Annotated in this window: 21 protein-coding genes; 13 read left to right on the forward strand and 8 right to left on the reverse strand. The window is 73.0% G+C overall.

Annotation, left to right across the window (positions count from 1 at the left end):
* Window positions 1-33 precede the first annotated feature (33 nt).
* A complete protein-coding gene (locus EAD89_RS13270; RefSeq protein ID WP_074315599.1) occupies window positions 34-453 on the forward strand; it encodes a CBS domain-containing protein in 420 nt (139 codons plus the stop codon).
* Window positions 454-529: 76 nt separating this feature from the next.
* Here the strand turns inward: EAD89_RS13270 and EAD89_RS13275 are convergent, their stop codons facing one another.
* Both EAD89_RS13275 and EAD89_RS13280 read right to left on the reverse strand, forming a co-directional pair.
* Entirely contained in the window at window positions 530-1,330 is an 801-nt protein-coding gene (locus EAD89_RS13275) for an MBL fold metallo-hydrolase (RefSeq protein ID WP_233578613.1), read from the reverse strand.
* A gap of 63 nt (window positions 1,331-1,393) precedes the next feature.
* Window positions 1,394-5,845, reverse strand: coding sequence for a cation-translocating P-type ATPase (locus EAD89_RS13280; protein ID WP_121675909.1), 4,452 nt, complete (start codon window positions 5,843-5,845; stop codon window positions 1,394-1,396).
* A gap of 217 nt (window positions 5,846-6,062) precedes the next feature.
* Between EAD89_RS13280 and EAD89_RS13285 the strand changes: the two genes are divergently transcribed.
* From EAD89_RS13285 to EAD89_RS13310, 6 genes are all read left to right on the forward strand, one after another.
* Window positions 6,063-6,323, forward strand: coding sequence for a hypothetical protein (locus tag EAD89_RS13285; RefSeq protein WP_121675910.1), 261 nt, complete (start codon window positions 6,063-6,065; stop codon window positions 6,321-6,323).
* Between the two features lie 59 nt (window positions 6,324-6,382).
* Window positions 6,383-7,780 carry an MFS transporter gene (locus tag EAD89_RS13290; RefSeq protein ID WP_121654190.1) on the forward strand — a complete coding sequence of 466 codons (1,398 nt, stop codon included), beginning with the start codon at window positions 6,383-6,385 and terminating at the stop codon, window positions 7,778-7,780.
* A 51-nt stretch (window positions 7,781-7,831) separates the two neighbouring features.
* Window positions 7,832-8,485, forward strand: coding sequence for a GAP family protein (locus tag EAD89_RS13295; protein WP_121675911.1), 654 nt, complete (start codon window positions 7,832-7,834; stop codon window positions 8,483-8,485).
* 133 nt (window positions 8,486-8,618) lie between these two features.
* Entirely contained in the window at window positions 8,619-9,401 is a 783-nt protein-coding gene (locus tag EAD89_RS13300; RefSeq protein WP_121675912.1) for an SDR family oxidoreductase, read from the forward strand.
* Window positions 9,402-9,438: 37 nt separating this feature from the next.
* Window positions 9,439-9,633 (forward strand): hypothetical protein, encoded by a 195-nt coding sequence (locus EAD89_RS13305; RefSeq protein ID WP_121654193.1) that lies wholly within the window; start codon window positions 9,439-9,441, stop codon window positions 9,631-9,633.
* A gap of 115 nt (window positions 9,634-9,748) precedes the next feature.
* Window positions 9,749-10,297: a YbaK/EbsC family protein gene (locus tag EAD89_RS13310; protein WP_121654194.1), complete on the forward strand. Its 549-nt coding sequence runs from the start codon at window positions 9,749-9,751 to the stop codon at window positions 10,295-10,297.
* Between the two features lie 80 nt (window positions 10,298-10,377).
* Here EAD89_RS13310 and EAD89_RS13315 read toward each other — a convergent pair whose 3' ends face one another.
* From EAD89_RS13315 to EAD89_RS13340, 6 genes are all read right to left on the reverse strand, one after another.
* Window positions 10,378-11,019, reverse strand: a complete 642-nt coding sequence (locus EAD89_RS13315) for a DsbA family protein (protein ID WP_121654195.1) — start codon at window positions 11,017-11,019, stop codon at window positions 10,378-10,380.
* A gap of 20 nt (window positions 11,020-11,039) precedes the next feature.
* Window positions 11,040-11,465 carry a SufE family protein gene (locus EAD89_RS13320; protein WP_121654196.1) on the reverse strand — a complete coding sequence of 142 codons (426 nt, stop codon included), beginning with the start codon at window positions 11,463-11,465 and terminating at the stop codon, window positions 11,040-11,042.
* Window positions 11,466-11,507: 42 nt separating this feature from the next.
* Window positions 11,508-11,933, reverse strand: coding sequence for a CBS domain-containing protein (locus EAD89_RS13325; RefSeq protein ID WP_121654197.1), 426 nt, complete (start codon window positions 11,931-11,933; stop codon window positions 11,508-11,510).
* Between the two features lie 55 nt (window positions 11,934-11,988).
* Window positions 11,989-13,758 carry a proline--tRNA ligase gene (locus EAD89_RS13330; protein ID WP_121675913.1) on the reverse strand — a complete coding sequence of 590 codons (1,770 nt, stop codon included), beginning with the start codon at window positions 13,756-13,758 and terminating at the stop codon, window positions 11,989-11,991.
* Window positions 13,759-13,954: 196 nt separating this feature from the next.
* Window positions 13,955-14,137, reverse strand: coding sequence for a DUF397 domain-containing protein (locus EAD89_RS13335; RefSeq protein WP_121675914.1), 183 nt, complete (start codon window positions 14,135-14,137; stop codon window positions 13,955-13,957).
* Window positions 14,128-14,931, reverse strand: a complete 804-nt coding sequence (locus tag EAD89_RS13340; protein ID WP_121675915.1) for a helix-turn-helix transcriptional regulator — start codon at window positions 14,929-14,931, stop codon at window positions 14,128-14,130. Before EAD89_RS13340 ends, EAD89_RS13335 begins: the two co-directional genes overlap by 10 nt.
* A gap of 146 nt (window positions 14,932-15,077) precedes the next feature.
* Here EAD89_RS13340 and EAD89_RS13345 point away from each other — a divergent pair, with 146 nt between their 5' ends.
* From EAD89_RS13345 to EAD89_RS13370, 6 genes are all read left to right on the forward strand, one after another.
* Window positions 15,078-15,425, forward strand: a complete 348-nt coding sequence (locus EAD89_RS13345) for a hypothetical protein (RefSeq protein WP_121675916.1) — start codon at window positions 15,078-15,080, stop codon at window positions 15,423-15,425.
* Window positions 15,426-15,522: 97 nt separating this feature from the next.
* On the forward strand, window positions 15,523-16,053 hold the full coding sequence (locus EAD89_RS13350; RefSeq protein ID WP_121654202.1) for a SigE family RNA polymerase sigma factor: 531 nt from the start codon (window positions 15,523-15,525) through the stop codon (window positions 16,051-16,053).
* Window positions 16,050-17,192: a WD40 repeat domain-containing protein gene (locus tag EAD89_RS13355; protein ID WP_121675917.1), complete on the forward strand. Its 1,143-nt coding sequence runs from the start codon at window positions 16,050-16,052 to the stop codon at window positions 17,190-17,192. The genes EAD89_RS13350 and EAD89_RS13355 overlap by 4 nt, the downstream gene beginning before the upstream one ends.
* A gap of 147 nt (window positions 17,193-17,339) precedes the next feature.
* Window positions 17,340-18,107 (forward strand): SGNH/GDSL hydrolase family protein, encoded by a 768-nt coding sequence (locus EAD89_RS13360; RefSeq protein WP_121654204.1) that lies wholly within the window; start codon window positions 17,340-17,342, stop codon window positions 18,105-18,107.
* A 2-nt stretch (window positions 18,108-18,109) separates the two neighbouring features.
* The gene (locus EAD89_RS13365) at window positions 18,110-18,556 is read left to right on the forward strand and encodes a hypothetical protein (protein WP_121675918.1); all 447 of its coding nucleotides are present in this window, start codon (window positions 18,110-18,112) and stop codon (window positions 18,554-18,556) included.
* A gap of 72 nt (window positions 18,557-18,628) precedes the next feature.
* Complete coding sequence (locus tag EAD89_RS13370) at window positions 18,629-19,531, forward strand: sulfurtransferase (protein ID WP_121654206.1); 903 nt, start codon at window positions 18,629-18,631, stop codon at window positions 19,529-19,531.
* Window positions 19,532-19,576: the final 45 nt, after the last annotated feature.

The raw sequence follows: 19,576 nt of genomic DNA on the forward strand, positions 1-19,576 counted from the left end.
CAACAACCCCCTCGGAAGTGAGGTGTCAGACCAATGCCGACCGCACGCGAGATCATGACGAACGACGTGAGCTGCGTCCGCGAGCAGGACGACCTGAAGTCGGCCGCGAAGCGGATGGCCGAACTGGGGGTCGGCTCGCTGCCGATCTGCGGTGACGACAACCGGCTCAAGGGCATGCTGACCGACCGCGACATCGTGGTGAAGGTGCTGGCGGAGGGTCGCGACCCGGCCAACGTGACCGCCGGCGAACTGGCCCAGGGTGAGGCGGTGACCATCGGCGCGGACGACGACGCCGCCGAGATCCTGCGGACCATGGGCCAGCACAAGGTACGCCGGCTGCCGGTGATCGACGGGCATCAGCTCGTCGGCATCGTGGCCGTGGCCGATGTGGCCCGGTCCCTGCCGGAGCGTCCCGTGGGTGACCTGATCGAGGCCATCTCCGAGCGCAGCTGACCGTCACCCGTCACGGATCGCCCCCACCGGTCAAGCGGCGGGGGCGATCGGTGTGCCGGGGCCTGCGGCCGGGCGGTCAGGCGGGCGGCGTGAGGGTGGCGGTCTCGCCGCGGGCGATGGTGCGTACCTGCGACACCCAGCCCCGGCGGCGGGCCTCGTCCACGAAGTGCGCCAGCGGTGAGCGGAAGAGCCCGTAGTCGTCGTAGTGGATCGGCACGGTCAGTTTCGGTCGAACCAGCTCCACCAGATCGGCGCCCTGTCGGGCGTCCATGGTGAGCAGGATTCCGGCGACCTTCGTGCCGCCGAGGTGGATCAGCATCGCGTCGATGTCCGGGTACCGCTCGGGGATGTCCGTGAGCAGCGGCCGGTTCAGCGTGTCGCCGGTGATGTAGAGCCGGAACTCGCGCCGCCCGGCGCGCTCCACGTCGATCATCGTGCCCATCACGTCGGGCATGAGCAGGTCCAAAGCACCCGGGCCGTGCTTGCCGGGCATCGAGGTCAACCGCAGGGTCGTACCGTCGCGGTGCAGCTCCCGCGACGACCAGGTCGGCAGGCCCTCGGCGGCCTGGAATCCCCATTGCCGCAGCTTCCGTCCCGCCGCTGGCGTGGTGACGATGGGCAGCTCGCGGGCCAGGTCGCGGCGTGCCACCCGGTCGAAGTGGTCCCCGTGCAGGTGGGAGAGGACCACCGCGTCCAGCTCCGGGAGCTGGGCGATCGACAGCGCCGGGTCTGTGCGCCGGCGCGACCACAGACCCTTGCCCAGGTACGCCCGCTGGCCCCGATGCAGGAAGTTCGGATCGGTCAGCAGCGTGAAACCGCCGATCCGCAGCACCGTCGTCGCGGTACCGATGAACGTCACCTGCGGCTGCTCCGTCACGATGCCCACCTCCTCCCGTGCAGCGGTACCCCGGCGAAGAGCGGGCATGCGCGGGCGGCCCGGTCAGCCCTCGGAGCCGTTCGCTCCACCGTCGTGGGGTCGGGTCTGCGGCAGGTGCTGCACCAGCTTGGTGAGCGCGCCGTTGGCGAAGGTGGCGCCGAGCGCGGACCCGGCCCCGATGGTCCAGCCGACCGGCCCGAGCGGGGTACAGCCGAAGAACTGGCTCACACCCGGGGTCTGCACCACGACGACCAGCACCCCCAGCGACGCCGCCGTGGACGCCAGCACCGCCGGGCTGGTGCCGCCGGCCAGGATCGTCTGGCCGAGCTGCGTGCCGACCAGCGAGACCAGCGCGACGGTGCCGGCCCGCTGACGGCGCCCGGTGTACCGGGCCAACGTCCAGCCGGCGGTGGCGCCCAGCGTGGTGGCCGCGGCGCGCAGCCCGATCTCCCTGGTGAGGGTCTCCCCGAGTGACGCGTCCGGGCCCTCCCGCAGGAGGGTGTCGGTGCGGTCCGACGCGGGCGGACGGATCGCGATGGCGAGCGCCGGCGCGAGATCGGTGAGGAGATTGACCAGCAGCAGCTGCCGTCCGGTGAGCGCGGAACGGCCGGTCGCCGCGGCGGTGAGCACGCTGAACGCGATCTCGCCGAGATTGCCGCCGACCAGGATGCTGAGCGCGTGCCGCACTGACGACCACATCGCCCGCCCCTCGACCAGGGTGGCGATGATGGTCTCCAGGCGGTCGTCGGTGACCACCAGGTCGGCGGCGGCCCGGGCCGCCGGGGTGCCCCGCTGGCCGAGGGCGATCCCGACGTCGGCCAGCCGGATCGCCGGGGCGTCGTTGGCGCCGTCGCCGGTCATCGCCACGGTCCGCCCGCACTTCTGCAACGCCTGGATGATCCGTACCTTGTGCGCCGGGGTGCAGCGGGCCACCACGTCGGTGTTGGCCAACCGCTCGGCGAGCGCCTGGTCGTCCAGCTGGTCGAGTTCGCCCGCGGTGACCACCCGCTGCTCGTCGTGCTCGCTGATGGTGGCCGCGATGGCCTCGGCGGTGGCGGGATGGTCCCCCGTGATCATGATGGTGTGCACGCCGGCCTGCCGGATCCGGCGCACCGCCGGGGCGGCACTCTCCCGGACCCCGTCCGCGAGTGCGAGGAAACCCACGAAGGTCAGGTCCCGGACGTCCCCGTCGGTCACCTTCGGGTCGTCGACCTGGCACTCGGCGACAGCCAGGATCCGGTTGCCCGCACCGGCCCGGTCGGCGAGCACCCGCTCCAGCTCCGCGCGGCCGGCGTCGTCCAGCGGCTCCTGACGGCCGTCGGTACGCCGGGTCGAGCAACGCGGCAGCACCGTCTCCGGGGCGCCCTTGACGCTCAACAACAGGTGACCACCGGTCCCTCCGACGCTCGCGTGGTAGCCCCGGGACGGCTCGAACGGCAGCCCGCCGGCAGCCTTCCAGTCGGCGGCACCGGTCTGCTCCACCACCCCCGCCACCCCGGCACCCCGCCGGACCGCCCGGTCGGTCTGCAACGCCAACTCCTCCGGATCGGCGGCGGCGGGGGTGGCCCGCAGCGCGGCCGCCAGGGTCAACCGGAGTCGGTCGTCCAGCCGGTCCACCGGGGCGTACCGGTCGCCGACACCGTCGCCGACACCGGCGAGCAGCAGCTGGCCCTCGGTGAGGGTGCCGGTCTTGTCGAAGCAGAGCACATCCACCCGGCCCAGCGCCTCGATGGTGCGTGGGTTGCGGACCAACGCGCCGTGCTCGGCCAGACGCCGGGCGGCGGCCAGCTGCGCCGCGCTCACCAGGAACGGCAGCCCCTCCGGCACCGACGCCACGGCGAGGTTCGCGGCGGTCGCCGCCGTCTCGGCCAGCGGTACGCCCCGGAGCAGGCCAGCGCCGGCCACCGCCACCGCGGAGCCGGCGGCCAACGGGATGGCGGCGCTGGTCAACGAGCCCAGGCGAGCCTCCACTCCGCTGGTCGGTGGCGCCTGCCGGACCATCGCCAGGCTGCGCCCGGCCTCGGTGTCGGCGCCGGTGGCCACCACCACGGCGGTGCCGTGCCCGGCGGCGACGGTGGTGCCGTCGTACAGCATCGAGTGCCGGTCGGCGACGGCGGCGGCGACCACCGGACGGTCGCTCTTGGCGACCGGCAGCGACTCGCCGGTCAGCGACGACTCGTCCGCCTCCAGCCCCACCGATTCGAGCACCCGACAGTCGGCGGGCACCGAGTCACCCGGCTCGACGGCGATGACGTCCCCGAGCACCAGGTCCTCGGCGGCGACCACCCGCTCGGCGCCGTCCCGACGGACCCGCGCGGTCACCGCCGAACGGGACAGCAACTCGGCCAGCGACCGTTCGGTGTTGCGTTCGTGCACCGCCCCGATCAGCGCGGACCCGCCGACCACGCCGCCCACCAGCGCGGCATCGACCAGCGAGCCGAACGACGCGGAGAGCACCGCGCCAGCGGCCAGCACCGGGGTGAGCGGGTTGGCGAGTTCGTCCACGAAAGCACGCAGCAGGCCACCGCTTCCGGGTGGGTTGCCGCCACCGGGACCCCGCCCGTCCTGTCGACGTTGCGCCTCGGCACTGTCCAGCCCTTCCGGTCCGGTGCCGAGCCGGTCGAACACGGTGCCGATCGGCATCAGGTGCCAGGCGGTCGCCACCGGAGCCGGAGTGTCCGCCTGGTCCGGCAGCCGCCGGGCCCGCCAGACGCCGTGCCCGAAGGCCAGCCAAGCCGAGCCGTTCACGGCGGCCAGTGACCGGCGGGGCAACTGGGTCGGGGCGGCGGTGAACGCACCCAGCGCCCCGAGACCGGTGCCGGCCATGGCGAGTCGAATGTTCTGCTGGGTCATTCGCCGGGCCACCCCGGTCGCCTCCACCAGCAGCGCCACCACCCGGAGGTCCGCGCCGACCAGCAGGTGCGCGCCCCACGGTGGCAGGTCCTCCGGAGCGGACACGCCGAGGCCGCAGTCGGACGCGCCGAGCGCCGACCGGTCCCCGGAAACCAGCATCACCACCGCCCCGTCGCGCTGCAACGCGCGTACCGAGTCGGTGAGGCGGTCCCCGCCGGGCAGCATCGCATCGGCGAAGCCGTACCGCTGCTCGTCACCGCCGGCCACGACCAGCCGCAGGCCGGCCTGTCGGGCCGCGGCCGGCAGACCGTCGACACCCGGCGCGGGCTCCGGTTCGACGCGGAGCAGCGCGGCGAGCCGGTCGTTGTGGGCCAGGCCGAGCAGCTGACCGCCGGCTGCCCGCAGCCGGTCGCCGTCCGGGATGTCCGCAGGGTCGCCGGCGGGCAGTTGGTCCGGTGGCCCGAGCCGCCAGCCGTCCGCGGCCCGTGCGCCGGCCGGATCAGCCGGGTCGAACAGCGCGAACGCCTGCTCCGCCACCTGCTCGACGTCCACTCCCCGCGCCGGGGCCAGGTCGGCCAGCACGCCCCGGTTCGAGCCGAGCACCGCCGCGTCCAACACCAGCGTGTCGATCCGGTCCAGCTCGCGCAGCACGCTGCGGTCCATCGCGATCACGCCCCGGCGGGCCAGGATCCGGCCGAGCTGAGCGGCGTACCCCTCACGTCCGCTGCCCGGGGCCTTGGGCAGCGCGGACAGACCCAGCGCGGCGGCCCGCTTGGGGCCCGCGAAGGGCGCCGCGGCCGTGGCAGCCGCCGCGCCCGCGGCCAGCATCCGGTTCACGTACCGCTCGACCGGGCCGTGTGGCTTGGGTCGGGGGCGTTCGACCACCGGCCAGCGGGCCGTGGCGTGCTCCGGGTCGCCGGTCAGCCGTGGTTCGGCCTTCTCCCAGGCGGTGAGCTGCGCCCGCGCCTCGCCCCACTGCACGATCCGTTGAGCGCCGTCCAGGACTATTCCGGCCCAGCCTCCGGTCAGGCCCTGCACCACCGCTTCGGCGAGCGGAAAGAGGATGTCGGCGCGCGGGTCGGCGCGCAGCCCTCGGGCGGCGAGCGCATGCAGCTTGGGTTGCAGGTCCACCGCGGCGAGCAACCCGGCCACCTCGGCGGGCACCGGCGCGAACGGCAGGATCCGGGTGGCCGCCGAGATGGTCAGGCCCAACGCGTCCGAGGCGAGCGCGCCGAGGGTGCGCGGAGTCCGGGGCCCCTCCTCCGGCGGGTGCGGCGGCGGGATCTCCGGGTCCGGCTCGTGGTCACACGTCTCTTCGACCCGGGCGATCGTGGCGATCAGGTCGCGCAGCCTCGGCTCGGGGGCCTGCACGGCCACCACCACCCGACCGGACGGCGCGTTCACCCGGGCCCACGCCACCCCGGGCAGCCCCTCCAGCGCGCCCTCCACCTGTCGGGCCAGCCGGTCGCCGCCGTCCTGGCAGACACCGTGCACCTCGATGTGGTGCCGGCCCGGCCGGGACCAGACCCGACGCCGCGTCAGACCGGCGGTCCGGGCCAGCCGGGTCGCGGCCGAGCCCACGGTCCGGGACGCCTCGCCGACCAGGTTCGGCACGCCGATGGAAGGCAGGAGGCGGCCGACGGCGCGGCCCGCCGCCGTCATCGAGGCGTACGGCTGGAGGGACGCCGGCCCGACTCCCCGTAGCTGCTGGTCCCGCCCACGCTCATCGTCGCCCTCCCGCCGCCTCGCGTCCGGCGGCCTGGCTTCCCGGCCTGCCATCCGTTATGCCCTCTGAACAGCGGAACTTTCCGCAGTCGGCGGCGCATGGACGGGCTGGGCGGTGGAATCCGGCGAACGTCAACGGATACGGGGAGGCCGCATGAGCACGCTGACGCGACACATGAACGGTGGGCAGGAGACCGTCCGGACGTACAGCCGGCGGGTGGAGGTGCCGATGCTGGGTGAGGTGGCGGTGCCGCCGCCGGACCGGCTCGCGTACTACGCGGGGCTGGGTGTGCTCGCCGCGCTCCAGGTCATCGAGTGGCCGCTGGCTCTGGTGATCACCGCCGGCCATCTCCTGTCGGACCAGCACTTTTCGGGACTCGTACGGGGCGTCGGGGAGGCGCTGGAGAACGCCTGACGAGAGCCGGGTCACCACCGATTGACATGAATCCGGGTTGAGGTCGCAGGCTGGGGCGCATGTCGAGCCCTACCGCCACCGCCGTACCGGCCTCGCCGACCCCACCGGGGCTGTTCGCGCCCCGGCTGCGGGCCATGACGGTGGGCAGCGTCGCGCTGATCTCGCTGCTCGCCTTCGAGGCGCTGGCGGTCGGTACGGCGATGCCGACGGTCGCCCGCAGTCTGGACGGGCTGGCGCTGTACGGCATCGCCTTCGGCGGCTCGTTCGCCGCGGGCGTGCTGGCCATGGTGGTCTCCGGGATCTGGTGCGACGCGCGGGGGCCCCGGGGGCCGATGTGGCACGGCGTGGCCTGGTTCGTGGTCGGGTTGCTGATCGCCGGGACCGCCCCCGTGATGGGTGCGCTGGTCGTCGGCCGGGTGGTGCAGGGGTTCGGCTCCGGGCTGCTCTCGGTGGCGCTCTACGTGATCGTCGGGCACGCGTACCCGGAGGAGCTGCACCGGCGGATCTTCGCCGCGTTCGCGGCGGCGTGGGTCGTACCGTCGCTGGTCGGGCCGGCGCTGGCCGGTCTGATCGTCGAGTACCTGGGCTGGCGGTGGGTCTTTTTGGCGGTGCCGGCGGTGGCCGTGCCGGCCGTGCTGCTGATCCACCCCGGTCTGCGATCGCTGGACCGGACTGTGCCGACCCGACCACCGGCGGGCGCGGCGGCCCGGATCGGGTGGGCGTGCGGGGCGGGGGTGAGCGCCGCACTGCTGCACATCGGGGGACAGCAGCGCGGCGCTGCCGCCGTGGTGCTGATCGCGCTCGCGGTGGCCGGCCTGCTGGTCTGCGCCCCACGGCTGCTGCCGCCCGGGTTCCTGCGGGCGGCCCGGGGCCTGCCGACCGTGGTCGGGCTGCGGGGTCTGGCCTCGGCGGCGTTCGTCGGCGCCGAGGTGGTGATCCCGTTGATGCTGTCCCGGGAGCGGGGTCTGTCGCCGACCGCCGCCGGGCTGGTTCTCACGGTCGGGGCGCTGGCCTGGTCGGTGGGGTCCTGGGTGCAGGGCCGGATCCCGCTGCCGGCCTCGCGCGCCAGCCTCCCGCGGGCCGGGTTGGGCTGCATCACGATCGGCACGGCAACGGTGGCGCTGGCCGTGCAACCCGAGCTGCCGGTGGCCGTCGCCGTGCTGGGCTGGGCGGTGGCGGGCCTCGGCATGGGTCTGCTCTACCCGTCGTTGTCGGTGCTCACCCTGGAGCTGTCCGCCCCCGGGGAGCAGGGCCGCAACAGCTCGTCGCTGCAACTGGGCGACTCGCTGTTCGCCGCGACCGTGCTGGCGCTCACCGGCGCGGTGCTGGCCGCCGGGAGCGCGCCGGGTCCGGCCAGCTACACGTTGACCCTGGTGGTGGCCGCCGGGTTGGCGGCGCTCGGTGCGCTGCTGGCCGGCCGGGTGGTGGTTGGCGGGAGCACGCGGCCGGGCGGGTGATCCGTGGATTCGGCGGCGTCCGAGGTCGGCGGGCCGGGAGGATGGCGGGCGATGAGCTTCCTGTCCGTCCTGCCACTGGCCGTGGTGATGGTCGCCGGGACCCAGTTGGTCGTGGCGGTCTTCCTCGCCTCGTCGGACCGTCCCCGGGCCGCGTCGCTGGGCTTCCTCGCCGGTGCCGGGCTGGTGGTCGCCGCCGGGGTGACGGTGGCGTGGCTGCTCGTCCGGCTGGTGGGCGGTGTGGCCGCCGATGCCTCCGCCGTCGTCGGACGGCTCGATCGTGGGCCCGCCATCGACCTGGTGGTGCTCGTCCTGCTGGTCGTCCTGGCCGTGGTGGTCTGGCTGCGCCGGGGCCGGGCCGGGCAGCCGAAGTGGTTGGGGAGCATCGGGCACGCCGACCCCGCCTGGGCGTCGCGAACGGGCGCGCTGCTCTTCGTGGTGACGCCCACCGATGACCTGACCATGGCCGCGGTCGGGGCGAGTGTGGCCCGGCACAACCTGCCGTGGTGGCACCTGCTGCCGTTCGTGCTGCTCACGGTGCTCCTGCTCGCTCTGCCGCTGCTGGCGCTGCTGCTGCTCGGGCACCGCGCGGCACGGGTGCTGGCCCGGATGCGGGAGTGGGCCCAGGGGCACGCCTGGGTGGTCAGCGAGGTGTTGATCGCGTTCTTCGCACTGCTGACCGTGCTGGATCTGATCCGCTCGGGGTGATCCGCCGCACATCCGGGTCACGGATCGCCCCGGGGTGCCGTCAGGAGCGGTGGGCCACGGGCGGCACGGCCCACGTTGGCCGGATCGATGGGCTGGTGGACGCCGGGAGTTCGCGGCGGAACGGGAGGACGGGATGAGGGTTCTGGTCACCGGAGCAAGCGGTCGCCTGGGCAAGGCGGTCCTGAGCCGGTTGCGCGCCGACGGGGTCAGCGTCCGGGCCACCAGCCGACGGCCGCGTACCGGCGGTGAGGTCGAGTGGGTGGTGACCGACCTGGCCACCGGGGAGGGGCTGACCGAGGCGGTGGCCGGGACGGACGCGGTGCTGCACCTGGCGACCGCGCCCGAGGGCCGGCGTACCCACCAGGTGGACGTGCTGGGCACCCGCCGGCTGGTGGTCGCCGCCGGCGCCGCCGGTGTCCAACACCTGGTGTACGTCTCGATCGTCGGCGTGGACCGGGTGCCGATCGCGTACTACCGGCACAAGCTCGCCGCCGAGCAGGTGATCGCGGCCGGCCCGGTGCCGTGGTCGGTGCTGCGGGCGACCCAGTTCCCGCAGTTCCTGGACGACCTGCTGGCCAGCAGCGCGCGGCTGGGGCCGGTGATCGGGGACCGGGCGGTGCTCGCCCAGCCGGTCGACCCGGGCGAGGTGGCGGCGCGGCTGGCGGCTCGCCTGGTCGCCGGGCCACTGGGTGCCATCGAGGAGTTCGGCGGCCCGCAGGTGCTCCGCTTCGACGAGGCGGTCCGCGCGTGGCGAGCGGCCCGGGGATCGCGCCGACCCCTGCTGCCGGTGCGGATCCCCGGCCGGCTCGGCCGTGAACTGCGCGCCGGTGGCCTGGTCACCGAGGCGCTGCCCCGAGGCGTCCGCACCTGGGCGGATCACCTCGCTGACACGTACGGGGGAACCGGGCGGAGATGAGACGTACAACGGTTCACGTTCGTCTTACGGTGACGCCATGTTCGCTGTCGTCACCACCGTCATCCTTTACGTCTTCGGCTTCGTCTTCCTCTACGGCGTGATTCGGCTGGGTGTCCGGCACGCGCTGGAGGACGTGGAGCTGTACCGGGCCAAGGCCCAGCGCGCCGAGGAGTTGGCCGCCTCGCGGGACCGCACCTTCATGCGCGAGAACGCCTTCCTCGCCGGCAGTTGAGCCGCCCGTCGGCGCGGCCCGGGACGGGTGGCGTCGCGTGGCGACTCGGGAGCGGCCAGACGGTTCGGGAGTCGCCGGGCGGTTCGGCGTGGCGGGTGCGAGGATCGCACCCGTGATGGGAACGCTGAAGACCGAACCTGCCCGCGCCCGCCTGGACCTGCTCGCCCCGCCGGTGGCGGAGGCGATCGCGCAGTGGCCCGCCACCGCGCCGGTGGACGTCGACGAGGTGCTGGTCGCGCCGATCGACGCCGACCTCGCCGACACGGCCGCGTTCTGCGCGGCGTACGAGGTGGGGCTGGACGTGTCGGCCAACTGCGTGGTGGTGGCCGGCAAGCGCGAGGGTGTGGTCCGCTACGCGGCCTGCATCATCCTGGCCACCACCCGTGCCGACGTCAACGGAGTGGCCCGCCGGGCACTGGACGTGCGGAAGGCCAGCTTCGCTCCGATGGACGACGCGGTCGAGCTGACCGGCATGGAGTACGGCGGCATCACCCCGATCGGGCTGCCGGCCCAGTGGCCGATCCTGGTGGACTCGCGGGTGATCGCCACGCCACACGTGATCATCGGATCGGGCGTACGGCACAGCAAGATCGCGCTGCCCGGGCCGGCGCTGGGCGCGCTGCCCGGCGCGCAGGTGGTGGAGGGCCTGGCCCGACCGGCCTGACCAGGCACCGGCATCGATACCGTTGCACGTGAAACATCACGTCGGTCGATGCCGGGTGCCGTGGCCGGCTGCGGCCCGGCTCAGTGCGAGTGCGCTCCGGACTCGCGCTGCTCGACCTCGGCCAGCGCGGCGAGCAGCGTCTGTGCCTCCTGGGCGCCGGTGACCGCGTACTTTCCGGCCAGCACGAAGGTCGGCACGCTGGTGACGCCCAGATCCCGGGCGGCGGCCAACTCGGCGGCGAGGTCGGCGGTCCGCTCGTCGGAGTCGAGGAACCTGCGCACGTCGACGGCGTCCAGGCCGATTCCGCCGGCCAGCGCGGCCAGGGCCTCTCGGGAGCCGACGTCGACGCCCTGGGTGAAGTACGCCTGGTAGAGCGCCTCCACCATCTCGGCCGCCCGGCCGTGGTCGGCGGCGTACGAGACCAGCCGGTGCGCGTCGAAGGTGTTCGCGGTCACCGCCCGCTCGAAGTCCAGCCGCAGCCCGTCACCCGCCGCGACCCCGGTCACGTGGGCGAACATCTCCCGGGCCCGCTCCGGGCCGCCGAACCTGTCGGCCATCGCCTCGATCAGGGGCCGGGCCTCGGCCACCGGCGACGGATCGAGCTGGAACGGCCGGTAGCGGACGGTCACCTCGCCGCCGTAGCTGGCGAGCGCCTCCTCCAGCCGGCGCTTGCCGATGTAGCACCACGGGCACACGACGTCCGCGTAGATCTCGATCTCCATGATCGGTGCCAACCCGCCGGTCAGCCGATCTGTTCCCGGACCTGGCGCTTGAGCCGGCCCAGGATCGCGGTGCCACCGCGCACCCGCAGCGGGCTGATCGCCTGCGCCAGGCCCATCCGCTGGTAGAGGTCGTCCGGCACGGCCAGCACCTCCTCGGCGCTCGCGCCGGCCAGCCCCTCGGCGAGGATCCCGGCGAACGCCCGGGTGGTCGGCGCCTCCGGCGGGCAGTCGAAGAGCGTCTCGACGACCCCGTCCGGCGTCACCCGGGCGCGCAGGAAGAACGCCGTCTGGCACTCCGGCACCTGCTCCATGCCCTCGCGTCCGGTGTCGTCCGGCAGCGGCGGGATGACGTCGGCGTACTCCAGGAGCATCTCCAGCACCAGGTCCCGGGGAGCGGCAGCGAACTCGTCGACGATCTCGGCCAGTCGGGCCGGCATGTCAGCCATGCGTCGAGGCTACCGCCGTCGACGTGGGCCTTTCCGTCGCACTCAGACGGTTGGGGACTGCTCGCTGATCTCGCTGAGGGCGCTGGTCGGGTCGAGCTGCATGGCAAGGTCGCCGAGCGAGACGATGCCGACCAGCTTGCGGTCGGTGTCACAGACCAGCACCCGCCGGATGCCCCGGTCACGCATCAACGCGGCGGCCTCGCCCGCGGTGCAGTGCTGCTCGATCATGATCACCTCGCGGGTGACGATCGAGCCGATGGTCGTGGCGGCCGGCGAGCTGTTCTCGGCCACCGCCCGGACCACGATGTCCCGGTCGGTGAGCATGCCGGCGAGGCTGGCGCCGTCGGTGACCACCACGTCGCCGATGTCCGCCTCCTTCATCACCCTGGCCGCCTCGTCCAGGGTGGTCTCCGCCGGCAGGTAGACCACCTGCTTGGTCATCACGTCGCTGACCCGGTAACCGGTCATGAGAGCCTCCGAACGTTTCCACCCGATCGAACTGCGGTACCCCGTGACGCGGTGGCTACACCAGGTTCCCACGCTCGCGGCGTACCTCGTCGACCAACCGTTCCACCAGACCGTCGAGCGGCAGCTCGGTGCGCCCGTCGCCGGCCCGCTCACGCAGCTCGACGTACCCGTCGGCCAGCCGTCGGCCGACCACGACGGCGCGCGGAATGCCGATCAGCTCGGCGTCGGTGAACTTCACCCCCGCCGACACGTGCGTCCGGTCGTCGACCAGCACCCGCAGGCCGGCGTTCGCGAGACGACCGCCGAGGTCCAGCGCCGCGTCGAGCTGCGGCCCCTTGCCCGCCACGACCAGGTGTACGTCGCACGGCGCGACCGCCGCCGGCCAGATCAGCCCCCGGTCGTCGTGGTGCTGCTCGGCGATCGCCGCCACCGCCCGCGACACCCCGATGCCGTAGCAGCCCATGGTCGGCCGGACCGGCTTGCCCGCCGGGCCGAGCACGTCGACCGCGAACGCGTCGGTGAACCGGCGGCCGAGTTGGAAGATGTGCCCGATCTCGATGCCCCGCCGGATGGTCAACTCGCCGTCGTCACAGTCCGGGCAGGGGTCGCCGGCGCGTACCTCGGCCGCCTCGATCGTGCCGTCGGGCGTGAAGTCCCGCCCGCAGACCACGTCCGTCGCGTGCCGGCCCGGCTCGTTCGCACCGGTCAGCCACGCTGAACCGGGCACCACCCGAGGATCGACGAGGTAGCGGATGCCCAGCTTGTCGAGCAGTTGCGGCCCGATGTACCCGCGAATCAGCTCCGGGTGGTCGGCCCACTCCTCGAAGACGGCCACCTGGGCCGGATGCAGCGCTGCGCCCACCCGCTTCAGGTCGACCTCCCGGTCACCGGGCAGGCCGATCACCAGCGGCTCGGCCCGCTCCGCGCCGGGCTGACGGACGGACAGCACGACGTTCTTCAGGGTGTCGGCGGCCGTCCAGCCGTCCCGGTCACCCAGGCGGCGGTTGTTGGCCAGCTCCACGAGGCTGGCGATCGTCGGGGTTTCGGGCGTGTCGTGCACCTCCGGGGCCCGCTGCGCGGTCGGGTCCCCGGCGGCGGGCGCCCGGGTGACGACCGCCTCGGTGTTCGCCGCGTAGTCGCAGGCGGTGCAGCCGACGAAGGTGTCCTCGCCGACCGGCGTCGCGGCCAGGAACTCCTCCGACGCCGAGCCCCCCATCGCACCGGACATCGCGTGCACCACCGTGTAGTCCAGGCCCAGCCGGTCGAAGATCCGCCGGTACGCCGCCCGGTGCCGTCCGTACGCGTCCCGCAGCCCCGCGTCGTCCAGGTCGAAGGAGTACGCGTCCTTCATCAGGAACTCCCGGCCCCGCAGCAGACCGGCCCGCGGCCGCGCCTCGTCCCGGAACTTGGTCTGCACCTGGAACAGCGTCACCGGAAAATCCCGGTACGACGTGAACAGGTCCTTGACCAGCAGCGCCGCCAACTCCTCGTGGGTGGGCGCCAACAGGTGCTCGGCGCCGCGCCGGTCGGCGAGGGTGAAGATGTCGTCGCCGTACTCCGTCCACCGGCCGCTGGTCCGGTACGGCTCCGCGGGCAGCAGCCCCGGGAAGTGCACCTCCTGGTCGCCGATCGCGATCAGCTCGCCGCGCACCACCTCGGTGATCCGGTCCAGCACCAGCTTGCCCAGCGGCAGCCAGGTGTAGCCGCCCGGTGCGGCGCGGCGGATGTAGCCGGCGCGCAGCAGGAGCCGGTGGCTCGGCACCTCCGCGTCGGCCGGGTCCTCGCGCAGGGTCCGCAGCAACAGGGTCGACATGCGTAGCAGCATCAGCGCAGCCTACGACCGCTGCGGCGGGATCAGCGATCCATTTCGACGCCGATGTCCCGCCTGATCGGCTCGATTTTCATGAGGTCGGGGTGTCCTACTCGTGCGGATGCCCCGGTTTCCGGGAACCGGGGTGTCCTACTCGTGCGGATGCCCCGGTTTCCGGGAACCCGAGTGGATCAGCTCCCGTGCGGCGAAGTCAGCGCCGTTTGGCAGCGGTGACGAAGGCTCGCCAGGACTGCGGGTCGAAGGTGAGCACCGGTCCGGTCGGGTCCTTGCTGTCCCGCACACCGACGACGCCGACGAGGTTGTCGGCCACCTCGACGCATTCCCCCTGCCCGCTTCGAGTGGACTTGCGCCAGGCCGCGCCGATCAGCTCCATGACGTCATCACTTCCTTCATGAGCAGGGTCGACTGTCGGTGAGGCAGAGCCTCGCTGCGGACGCTCTCCCACCTCGCCAGCAGGATAGCCACATCCTCGTCCCTGTCGACCACTACGCCGCCGAGCTGGTTCTCCAGGTGACCGACCCATCCACCGTCGCTGCCCCGAGCCAGGGTGAAGGGACCATTCAGCCCGATGTGGTTGCTGACCTCGACGGGAATGACATGCACGCTGATGTGCGGGCTCTCGGCGCGTTCGACAAGGTGAGCGATCTGCTGGCTCATCAGCCCACGAAACCCCTCATCGGCGCGCCGCAGGACGCTCTCCTCAATCACCGCCACGAACTTCGGGGCCTCGGCTTGCACGAGGATTGACTGACGGTCCATCCGGACCGCAAGACGCCTCTCCACCTCGTCATCGCTCAGTTCGTCGTTGGCCCGAATCACCGCGCGGGCGTAGTTCTCGGTCTGTAGCAGGCCGGGAATGAGTGTGGGCTGGTAGCACCGCAGTTGCTGGGCCTGGCGTTCGGCTTCCAGCCACGGTCGGAGCCAGCTCGGCTGCCCGTCGCGCTCGGCCAGCTTGAGCAGCGACATGAGCAGCCCGCCCGTGCCCAGCACCTCGTCCGCCCGTTTGAGGAAGAACCGGTCGAGCGGGCGCTGACCCAGCTCCACGGCGGACACCTGCGAGCCCGAGAAGTGGACGAGCTTCCCGAACTCCTCCTGACTCAGCTCGGCGCTGAGCCGCAGCCGCCGGAGTTGTGCCCGGATCAGCTCCGCGGTCGGTTCACCTTCCACACTTCCTCCACGCTTCTCCGGTGTTGCCCCGGCCGGTCCGGACGATCGCCGGGAACCGACCCGGACTCGCCCCGACCACGGTCGATGCCTTCCGACAGTAGTTCCTCCTTCAGCAGAGTGTCACGTAGCGCCTGAGGGAGGTCGAGATGCGCAAACGCCTGACCGGTGAGCTGCCCGTACCCCGGCTCGGTCCGTACGCCGGCCGCCCCCGGCCGTACCCACCGGGCCACCGGCCGCACCTGCCGATCCGTCCGCTGTGGCTGTGCCGGGCCTGCGGCCTGCCCTGGCCCTGCGCGGACGCGCGGCTGCTGCTCAAGGTCGAGTACGACGATCGCCACGTCGACCTGGCCATCTACCTGTCCGGGCTCTACCGCGAGGCGACGCACGACCTGTTCCGGTTGAATCCGCACGACGGCCCGACGCCGCGCGAGCTGTTCGAGCGGTTCGTCTCCTGGTGGCCGTACCGCCGACCGATCGTCGAGCCGGACGGATGACGGCGAACAGGCGTCGGCGGTGGCAACCATCGCCGTCCCGACTCGCGTCTGGGAAGGCATCAACCTCGCCGCACCATGACCCGAAGGATCGGCTCGTGTGGACGCTCTGCTGACGGAGTTCGACTCGTTCGTCCGTACCCGAACGCCGGCGCTGCTGCGCTCGGCCTACCTGCTCACCGGCGACCAGCACCTGGCCGAGGACCTGGTCCAGTCGGCGCTGGCCCGCACCCACCGCTCCTGGAACCGCCTGCATGACAGCGGCAACGCCGAGGCGTACACCCGCAGGATCATGTACCACCTCCAGGTCTCCTGGTGGCGCCGCCACCGGGTTCCCGAGTCGATGCCGGGCGAGCTGCCCGAGCCACGCGGAGGCGGCTCGGCACCCGACCACGCGCACCAGACCAGCGTGCGGCTCACCCTGCGGGCGGCGCTGGCGAAGCTCTCCCCGAAGCAGCGGGCCGTGCTGGTCCTGCGGTTCTTCGAGGACCGCACCGAGGCCGAGGCCGCCGACCTGCTCGGCGTCACCGTCGGCACCGTGAAGAGCCAGACGGCCAAGGCCCTGGCCAGACTGCGTGCCGTCGCGCCCGAGCTCGCCGAGCTGTACCTCCTGGAAGGGAGCACCCGATGAACCACGACCGCCTCCGGTTCGACCTGACCGATCTGGCCGAGGAGGTCACCGTGGTCGACCTTCGGGACCGAAGCCTGCGGACGTCCCGCCGGCTCGGCCTTCAGCGCGCTATCGCCACCTCGGCCGCCGCGGTGGTTCTGCTCGGGGCGGCCGCCGGCACGGCCCTGGCGGTACGGCCCGATGCCGGCCCCGGTCCGGTGCCGGCCGAGTCGCCCACGGCCAGTCCCTCTCCGGTCCCGTCCGCCCCGGCGCCGAGCGTGACGCCCTCCCGGCCAGCCGTGCCCCCGGACACGTCGTCGCCGGCCACGCCCACGGCCCGGTTGGGAAAGGTCGTCTACGGGCCGATGCCGACCACTAACCTTGGCACCGTCCGCCTGTGGTCGTGGAAGCCAGGTGACTCGCCGGACCGGCTGCTCGCCCTGCCCTGGGAGCCCGCGGTGCTGAGCGCGACGGTCTCGCCGGACGGGCGCCAGGTGGCGTGGGTGGACCGTGACGGGACGCTCTGGGTCTCCGCGCTCGACGGGTCGGGCAAGCGAAAGGTCCGCGAACAGACCGACTCGATGTGCCAGACGACCTGGTCACCAGACTCGCGGCATCTGACGGCCGCGGTCGCCGGGGAGGGAGCCGGGCTGGTGGACGTCGTTTCCGGCGCGTACCAGAAGGTGGATGGCCTCCTTGGCTGCCACCCGGTGTGGGCCGCGAACGGCACCCTCGCGCTCGCGGACGGCGGGGACGGCACGGTGTTCCTGACCGACCGGCGCGGATCGGCGCGGCGGGTCATACCGGGTCTCGGCGGCGAGGGAAGCGCGTACGTCTGCTACGACCTGGCCAGCATCTCGCCGGACGGACGGCACATCGCCCTGTTCCGGATCGCGCGCGGGAACGACGGAGGCGACGCCGCCAGATCGCTGCTGGCGAACGTGGTGCTGGACACCCGAACCGGCAAGGAGGTCGTGCTGCCGCTGGGCGACCGCGAGCTGCGACAGGTCTTCTTCCAGGCCGACGGGTCCATGGTGGTCCGGGTTCGCAGCGGCGACCGGTACACCCTGCTTCTCGTCGGCGAGGACGGTAAGAAGGTCGCCGAGCAGGCGGAGCCGCCGAGCCTCCGGGACATGCAGATCATCAACGCGCTCGGCTGAGCGGAACGAGGGTGGCTCGGACACGGGCCGGGCCACCCCGAGCGTGACTGATGACCTCCGCCACGTCGTCCCTGCGGGGGCACCGACGGCCGGGTCTCCGGTGACAGACTGGTCGCCGCAGGCAACGAGTGTCTTGAGGGGGCGCGGGTGGGCTGGCGCAGTTTTGTCGCGGTCGGGGACAGCTTCACCGAGGGTATGGACGACGCGTACCCGGACGGCACCTACCGGGGCTGGGCCGACATGGTGGCGACCCGGCTCGCCGTCGAGGCGGGCCCGGACTTCCGGTACGCCAACCTGGCCATCCGGGGTCGGCTGTTCCCCAGCGTGGTCGCCGAGCAGGTGCCCGCCGCGGTGGCCATGAAGCCCGACCTGATCAGCTTCGCGGCCGGCGGGAACGACGTGCTGCGCCGCACCTTCGATCCGGACACCCTGGTCGCCCGCTTCGACGAGGTGGTGCGGCAGTTGCGCTCGGGTGGCGCGGACGTGCTGCTCTTCCGGTTCGCCGACGTGATGGCCCGGCTGCCCGGCCAGCGTCTCGTCGCCCCCCGGGTGGAACTACTCAACCAGGCGGTCGGCGACACGGCCGAGCGGCACGGCGCCATCATGGTCGACCTGTACGCCGACGACACCTTCCTCAACCCGATGCTCTGGAGCACCGACCGGCTGCACCTGAGTGAGGCCGGGCACCGACGGGTCGCCGGGCAGGTGCTCACCGCGCTCGGCGTCGGCTGCGACGAGGAGTGGCTGATGGTGCCTCCGCATCCCGCGCCCTCCCCGTGGCTCGCCGCCCGCGCGGCCGACCTGCGCTGGGCCGGGCAGCACCTGGCTCCGTGGATCAAGCGACGGCTGACCGGCCGGTCGTCCGGCGACACGGTCACCGCGAAGCGTCCGCTGCTCGGCCCGATCGCCGACTGAGCGTGCGCACCCTGCACACCGCGCCGCTGCTGCGGCTCACCGCCGGCGGTGAGCCGATGCCGGATCACGCCGTGCTGGTGAGCGCCGACCGGGTCGAGGCCGTCGGCCCGCTCGCCGAGCTGAGCGGGGCGTACCCCGACGTTCGGGTCCGTCGCTGGCCCGGAACGCTCGGGCCGGGCCTGCTGCACGACGGCCCTCTTCCGGCGGCGCCCACCCCGCGCGAGCGGGTGCACGCGTTGCTGCGGACCGGGGTGACGGCGGTGCTCGCGGAGCATCTGGCCGATCCGGCGGTGCGCGCCGCCGTCGACAAGAGTGACCTGCTGGTCCTGCCCGCCGCCGTGACGTCGGCGCTGCTGCGGGGTGGGCGCGCCGACCTGGCGGTCCACGGCGTCGACGGCGCCTGCCTGGTGACCGTGGTCGCCGGTCGCATCGCCCACCGCCGCGCCTGAGCGCCCGTCACGTGGGCGGCGTCGCACCCGATGACCGGTCGTCGGGCAGGGTTGCGGCGTACCTTGGGGATCATGTCTGTGCCGAGCGATCCTGATCCCCGTCTCCAGTCCTACGCGGACCCGCAGCGGCTGGTCACCACCGACTGGCTGGCCGAGCACCTGGGTGACGAGGGCCTCGTCGTGGTCGAGTCCGACGAGGACGTCCTGCTCTACGAGTCCGGCCACATTCCCGGCGCCGTCAAGGTCGACTGGCACCTGGAGCTGAACGACCAGGTCACCAGGGACTATCTCGACGCGAAGAGCTTCGCCGAGATGTGCGCCGCCAAGGGTATCGGCCGCGGCGACACGGTGGTCTTCTACGGCGACAACTTCAACTGGTGGGCGGCGTACGCCCTCTGGGTCTTCTCGCTCTTCGGGCACGCCGACGTGCGGCTGCTCGACGGTGGCCGGCAGAAGTGGATCGCCGAGGGGCGCGAGGTCACCCGCGACAAGCCGAACCGGCCGCGCGCCGACTACCCGGTCCCGCTGCGCGACGACACGCCGCTGCGGGCGTTCCGCGAGCAGGTGATGGCACACGTCGCCTCGGGCCGTCCGCTGGTCGACGTCCGGTCCCCGGGCGAGTACACCGGCGAGATGCTGCACATGCCGGACTACCCGCAGGAGGGGGCGCTGCGTGGCGGCCACATTCCGGGCGCGGTCAGCAAGCCGTGGAAGTCCGCCGCGAACGAGGACGGCACGTTCAAGTCCGCCGACGAGCTGAAGGCGATCTACGCCGATCAGCTCGGGCTCAGCCCGGACGACGACGTGATCGCGTACTGCCGGATCGGCGAGCGGTCCAGCCACACCTGGTTCGTGCTGCGGCACCTGCTCGGCTACCCGCAGGTGCGCAACTACGACGGCTCCTGGACCGAGTGGGGCAACCTCGTCCGGGCTCCCGTCGTGAAGGGCGATCAGCCGGGCGGCCTCGCCGCCTGAGCGGAACGGTCCCCGCGCGTCCGTCGCGGACGCGCGGGGACAGTG

This window comes from Micromonospora sp. BL4 (genome assembly GCF_003667505.1).
In the GTDB taxonomy this organism is placed as follows: Bacteria; Actinomycetota; Actinomycetes; order Mycobacteriales; family Micromonosporaceae; genus Micromonospora.